The organism is Arthrobacter arabinosi (assembly GCF_054511115.1).
On record NZ_JBTNDF010000010.1, the window covers coordinates 24459 to 30458 of the forward strand.

Annotated in this window: 6 protein-coding genes; 3 read left to right on the plus strand and 3 right to left on the minus strand. The window is 61.2% G+C overall.

The genetic code is table 11. The annotated features are described in order from the left end of the window. Positions 1-148 precede the first annotated feature (148 nt). Complete coding sequence (locus tag ACX80P_RS15985; protein ID WP_459279098.1) at positions 149-352, plus strand: ParB family protein; 204 nt, start codon at positions 149-151, stop codon at positions 350-352. 660 nt (positions 353-1012) lie between these two features. Here the strand turns inward: ACX80P_RS15985 and ACX80P_RS15990 are convergent. The 3 genes from ACX80P_RS15990 to ACX80P_RS16000 all read right to left on the minus strand — a co-directional run bounded on the left by ACX80P_RS15990 (position 1013) and on the right by ACX80P_RS16000 (position 3436). Beyond that, positions 1013-1318 (minus strand): hypothetical protein, encoded by a 306-nt coding sequence (locus ACX80P_RS15990; protein ID WP_459279099.1) that lies wholly within the window; start codon positions 1316-1318, stop codon positions 1013-1015. Positions 1319-2401: 1083 nt separating this feature from the next. Continuing rightward, positions 2402-2743: a histone-like nucleoid-structuring protein Lsr2 gene (locus ACX80P_RS15995; protein WP_459279100.1), complete on the minus strand. Its 342-nt coding sequence runs from the start codon at positions 2741-2743 to the stop codon at positions 2402-2404. 264 nt (positions 2744-3007) lie between these two features. Next, complete coding sequence (locus tag ACX80P_RS16000; RefSeq protein ID WP_459279101.1) at positions 3008-3436, minus strand: hypothetical protein; 429 nt, start codon at positions 3434-3436, stop codon at positions 3008-3010. A 357-nt stretch (positions 3437-3793) separates the two neighbouring features. Between ACX80P_RS16000 and ACX80P_RS16005 the strand changes: the two genes are divergently transcribed. Together ACX80P_RS16005 and ACX80P_RS16010 are read left to right on the plus strand one after the other, a co-directional pair. Next, the gene (locus ACX80P_RS16005; RefSeq protein ID WP_459279102.1) at positions 3794-5017 is read left to right on the plus strand and encodes an IS110 family RNA-guided transposase; all 1224 of its coding nucleotides are present in this window, start codon (positions 3794-3796) and stop codon (positions 5015-5017) included. Positions 5018-5159: 142 nt separating this feature from the next. Further along, positions 5160-5648: a hypothetical protein gene (locus ACX80P_RS16010; RefSeq protein ID WP_459279103.1), complete on the plus strand. Its 489-nt coding sequence runs from the start codon at positions 5160-5162 to the stop codon at positions 5646-5648. Positions 5649-6000: the final 352 nt, after the last annotated feature.

Here is a 6000-nt window from a genome sequence, read left to right on the forward strand (position 1 = left end):
ACCCGCGGGCCGTAGCCCGCTCAAGCCACAGATCGAGCCCATCAACACCGGCGCACAGGCCGCCGCGGCTCCGACTCCGTCCCCCCAGCCGCTCGCACCGGCGGAGCCCCCGGCGCGGGTACCTGACGCTTCGAAGTCTGCTGTCACGGTGAAACTGCTCGACAGTGTCATTGGCCAGGCAAAGTCAGCTGTCCTGCACACCAGCGGCAAGCCGGGTGGCCACCGCAGTTTTGCCGGCCTCGTTCAGGCCGCTGTCGAGAGGGAAGTGCAGCGCCTTGCCGAGGAGTTCAATGACGGTCAGCCCTATGAGTCCCACCAAGGCGAGTTCCGGCGCGGCCGCCCCTTCTCCTGAGTGATCAACACGAGGCTTGTTTTGTAATGCTTGTAATACAAGCTTTGTATGTTTAGTTGAAAACCCATTCATCTCTTTGGGGGACTGTGCACGACCACGGCTCGTTCGAGGCGAGCCAGACCTGTCAGTGACGCCATGGGTGTGTGTGCACGTCTCGGTGGTTCCTGCTGTCCGGATGTGTGCGGGACAAGCAGCGGAGCCGGGGAGCCTGTGCCGTGCAGGAGTATCGACCGTTAGGTACAAAGAAGATTCCGGAGGGCTACCTGGATGGGGGAAACAGGTAGCCCTCCGGGACCTCGCCCTAGTTGTACGCGGCTGACGGCTTCCTAAACGATCAGATTCCTCGAGGAGACGCCGCGATGAGGAAGCCACCCTACGTCGGCCTGAACGACACCAGCTAGTCCAACAACCTCACGCCCGACGAAGCAGTGCGAGCTTTAACTTGATACCGCCTGCTCGGCGATTGCTTCGAGCAAGCCAGCGACGACCTGACCGGCCGTGGGCGGCTCATCGAGGACTGGGAAGCCTTGCTGGAAGGTCGCCAAGAGCAAGCGCAGCGAACCGACCTGAAGCTGTCGGCCGCCGTCCGGCTCGCGCGCAACAAGGGCGCGAGCTGGCACGACCCACCCATGAGCCGGTCACGTCCTACCTACCGCAGGCCTAGAACCCGTCGACGCCGGCGACGCGGCGCAGCCGCCAGTCATGCCACTGCGGATCCGCGCTCATGTCGAATTCGAGTACCGGGGACGCCGGCCCGGTCTGTGCCTGGAACCGCCAGAACCTCGTCGTCAGCATCCGACCCTGCCCATCAGGACCGCCCGGGGGAGTGGTGGCCGATTCCCACCAGCTGTTCGAGCTGGACCACGACACCGGCTCCCCGATGACCTGCCACAGGCAACCACGCCAGCGCAGTGCCAGCGGCAGCCCAGAGGGCAGGAACCGCCCGTCCGCGGTCTCGTCCAGCACGTGCCAGGCCGGTAAGGCAGAGTCCTCTGTAGAGCGTGGTGTATCGACTGGTTGTGCTGTCATCGTCCGTCCCATCCGGATCCCCTGCCGTCCCTCGTGCTGGGTTAAAATAGAACACAGGTTCGATTATTTGGGAAGTCAAACGCGATCTGACGCGGTGGCAGTGCAGGTGTTGCTAAATAAGGCTTGTAATACAAGCCTTATTTAGCAACACCTGTTGGCGATGGTAAGCGCGAGGCCGCGAGCAGCGCACAAGGTTGAGCAGCTCAAACGTGAGACCGCCGTGGCAAACCGCGTAGTCGTCAAGTGGCTGCGCTCCAGCTGTGTACAGCATGCGTGATGTCGCGGGGGTCCTCGAAAATGATTTATGAGCGCGTGGCACGACTTACAACCGGGAGCTAGACGATGTGGGACGAGGAAGAGGATTACCGCTCACCTGGCTACCTTTTATGGGCCTGTGTTGGCATGGGTAGTCTGTTGTCAGTCTTGGGCTCCGCAGCATTGATGAGAGCGCTCATTCAGTCCGACTGGTCAGGGGGGGGACCGTTGCTCTTCTCGTCCTGCTGATAGTCATGTCCTTCCTTCTCGTCAGCGTCGGAGTCCAATCTCTCCGGAATACATCAGAAGGATTGGACAAAGACTGACGGCCAGCCGGCAGTGATCACAACCGTGTCTGTTCCCTACCTTTGTGCCTGGTTCTAAGCGTCCACGATCACCTGGGATCTGACCGCGAGACCTGAGTTCATGGCCGTTGGCGTTCACCCACTTGCGGATGCGCCGGAGTGCCTCACGCCTACGGGGAAATGTGTCCCCCGTGCGCAGTTGGGGGAGGGGGGCCGACAAATCCGGGCCTGTTGTAACTCATTTCGAGATGCTCCGTGATGTCATTGCGGAAGACCGCCCACGTGCCGCCGAGCTGATAGCCGGCATCCTTTCCTTCACGTAGCCACCGGTAAGTCACCGTCGTGTCAGACAGCCCAGAGCTCCAGTGAGTCGCTCGACACTGAGCCGCGACGGCAGATCCGCGAAACAGTGTCGAGCGCTCTACTTTTGGCCGGCTATGTTCTTCCTGGCAGGGAAGAGCTACTTATTGGCCTCGTTGTAGGCATCCACGATCGACTGGTTGATACGACCCCTGGAGCTGGGGTTGTACCCGTTGTCCTGCGCCCACTGGCGGATCTGCTGGGTGTTCTCACGCTTGTTCCGGCTGGTCGGGGTCGACTGCTGGCCGCCCTGGTTCCGTCGGCCGGTGCGTGCTTTGCGTGCCTTCTCCACGTACTCGGACAGGGTCGAGCGCAGCCTGTCGGCGTTTTCCGTCGTCAGGTCAATCTCGTACTCGGTCCCGTCAACACCGAAGCGCACGGTCTCCTGCGCTACTTCGCCGTTGAGGTCGTCCACCAATTCAACTTGTACACGCTGCGCCAATTTCTACTCCCAAAATGTTCGATACGAATAAATGAACCCCAACCATTGACTCTATCGCGCAAGGCGTCTGTGTCGCCGACCGAAAATAGGCGGACCAACATTTGGGACTGACTCGATGGGCTGTTCACCCGACGCTGGCCGCTACTACTGCCCGCAAGATGTTCACCGCGCCTGAACTCTAGCGGGCGGGACGCGGCCGACTCTCGGAAGCTCGGACCGGCGCTCGACGGGTTCGCCGCCTAAAGCTGTAGCGAGAATGGCGAGTCATTCCTGCGCAGCGCGCTTTTTCACCTCCTCGTCGTGGCGTTTTTTTCTCTTTCGGTAAGCGTTCATCTCAGCTGCATATCCAGGTCCGGTGTCTTCAGGAGGGTCTTCGTCGAAAGCATCCGGATCGGAGGGTGTGTCTGTCTTAGGAGCAGCTTCTTCTTTCGAGGGCTGCGGCGCAGGTGCTTGTGCGATTTCTGCGATCAGTTCTGGCGTGGCGAGCTGAAGGTATTCCGGATCAGCCACCCACCTGTCCGTTTCACCGTCAGCAACAACAAGGAAGTGCCATATGGGCAGATGTCTACTGTCTCTGCCCCATTTCTGGTCGACTATCGTGCCCAGAACACGGTCCCGGCGTTTGGGATCACGATGCGTGTATACGACCCGGTTGGTTACTTTGAATCCGCCACTGCGGCGCTCTTCATTCATGGAATGAGCGTACTGAGCGTTTTCAATCTCTGAGCGGTCCTGCGCTTCGCTGTGGCCTGTTTGGGCCAGGCTGCTCCTTCGTCGCATCCTGTCCGGGTGTTTTTTGCTGCTGTCCTTATGTTGTTGAGCGGGTGGTTCCGGGGCAGTTGTAGTGTTTCGGCTACCCAGGGGTGGCGGGTATGGCTTTGTCTGCTGTGCCGGGCGCTTGTCGTGACGGCTTCGTAGGATTGGCCGCCTGCCGTTCCCGTGATGGCCCGACCGCTGATTGAGAGACGCGACTGAAGCTCGCTGGATAAGGACACGACGGCGCGGTTATCTGCTGGGCGTTACTGGATGCCGAGATGATTGGAGGCTGCGATGGTGCAGCTGTGGGCTGGTGTTGATGCAGGTAAGACCCATCACCACTGCGTGGTGATCGACACGGACGGGACCCGCCTGTATTCGCAGCGGGTCACCAATGACGAGAGTGCCCTGCTGAACCTGATCGCCGACGTCGCCGGCCTCAGCAGCAATCCTGGTGGGGGTGAAGTGGTGTGGGCGACGGACTTGAACCATGGGGGAGCGGCACTGCTGATCGCCCTGCTGGCTGCTCATGACCAGCGGCTGCTCTACATCCCGGGTCGCACGGTTCATCACGCGTCCAAGACGTACCGCGGTGATGGGAAGACCGACGCGAAGGACGCACTGGTGATCGCTGATCAGGCGCGGATGCGCAGGGATCTGCAGCCCCTGCGGGTGGGGGATGAGGTGATCGTCGATTTGCGGATCCTGACCTCCCGCCGAGCCGATAAGGCAATCGATCGTGTGCGGGCCATCAACCGGCTGCGCGCCCTGCTGCTGGAGTACTTTCCCGCTCTCGAGCAGGCCTTTGACTACAGCCGGTCCAAAGCCGCCCTGATGCTTCTGACCCGGTACCGGACACCCGAGGCCCTGCGCCGAGCCGGTGAGGCTCGGGTACACGCCTGGTTGAAGAAGCACGGTGCCCGTAGCAGCGCCCTAGTGGCGGAGAAGGCCCTGACCGCAGCGAAGTCCCAGTACACAGTCGTCCCGGCCCAGAGGGTGGGGGAAATGATGGTCGCGGCCTTGGCCCAGGATGTCCTTGACTTGGAACGCGAGCTCGCGGATCTTGATGCGCTGATCAGCGCCCGGGTCCTCGATCACCGGCACACCAGCATCCTGCTGAGCATGCCGGGTTTTGGGCCCGTCCTGAGCGCCGAGTTCCTCGGGGCGACCGGCGGGGACATGGCAGCGTTTGACGGCGCGGATCGCCTCGCCGGCGTCGCGGGCCTCGCCCCGGTACCCAGAGACTCCGGACGGATCTCCGGCAACAATCACCGTCCCCGACGCTACGATCGCCGGCTCATGCGTGTCTTCTACCTCTCGGCCATGTCCAGCCTGAAAAGCAATCCACCCTCCAGGACGTACTACGACCGCAAACGCGCCGAAGGAAAATCCCACCATACCCAGGCCCTCATCTGCCTCGCACGCCGCCGCCTCAACGTCCTCTGGGCCATGCTCCGCGACAACGTGCAATACGAAGCTCAGCACGAGCTGCACCCAAGACTGTCGTCGGCACTCTGAGGACGATCGCGTATGGAACTTGATCGTTTCCCTCAGGTGAAAGGAGCGCTGAGGGGAGAATCCGTGGCGAAATAAGGAAATACGTGCTCTGATATCCCCACCAGCAGTACCTCCGTCGCTACTCGCAGGGCTAGGAGCCGTCATGCCAGACACCGATGAACTCGCCATCGCCCTGCCAGACCGAGTACAGGTCGCCCATCAACTCGCCGTGGTCACGAGGTTCCTAGCCGTCGTCACGTGGATCGGAGTCCTGGCGATGTTAGTCGTGAGCCCGAACGGGCTTGTTTTCGTGCTGCTGGGGGTGCCGTTAGTCGTCGCAGCTGCGGCTATCTGGGCGAGCCGCACATCCAGGACGAGCATGCCGACACAGCGGCAGGGTAGGGCAACCATCAAGGTTGCGACTGGAGCACGCGTGGGTGGTTTGCTCCCACATAGAACCACGTCGACGCTGAGTGCGAACCTGATGGTTCCTGTCTACTACGGGGCGACACTTGCATGGGTGGGCGTGGCGTATGTCGCGCTTAACGATCCCAGGCCCATCGTCCTCATCGCTTTCCCTTTGCTAGTCACGTTCGCCGCTTACGCCGCGAACAGGCACTTGAAAGCGATCGACACACCACCCGCACCCTAGTCACCGTCATTCGCCAGGCACGACGGGTGAAACCTTTTTAGCGCAGTGCGAAGTATGGAGTGACCCGCGGTCGACCCCTGAGTCAGGTCACTTACCTCAGTGCGTGGGGCTAATGAGCGCCCCATCTGAGTGCCGATCCCTCTCGCCATGTCTCTTCAAGAAGTGCCTTGGAGCACGGCGCGGACGTTGACAACATCATTGAGACTCCTACGGATTATGCGTCCCCGCTCCACACCATCAATCGCTCACGCGACGTGGCCGTCCATAAACCTCTACGGCGCTCCTAATTCGTTGTTAGGCGGCATTTCACAAGCCCGTATCGGTCGGACTGGGAAGGCTGTCTTTGGGGTTC

Excerpts from the sequence above, each read along its gene's own strand:
- ACX80P_RS16010 (WP_459279103.1), top strand. The coding sequence starts at position 5,160 with ATGCCAGACACCGATGAACTCGCCATCGCCCTGCCAGACCGAGTACAG.
- ACX80P_RS16005 (WP_459279102.1), top strand. The coding sequence starts at position 3,794 with ATGGTGCAGCTGTGGGCTGGTGTTGATGCAGGTAAGACCCATCACCAC.
- ACX80P_RS16000 (WP_459279101.1), bottom strand. The coding sequence starts at position 3,436 with ATGAATGAAGAGCGCCGCAGTGGCGGATTCAAAGTAACCAACCGGGTC.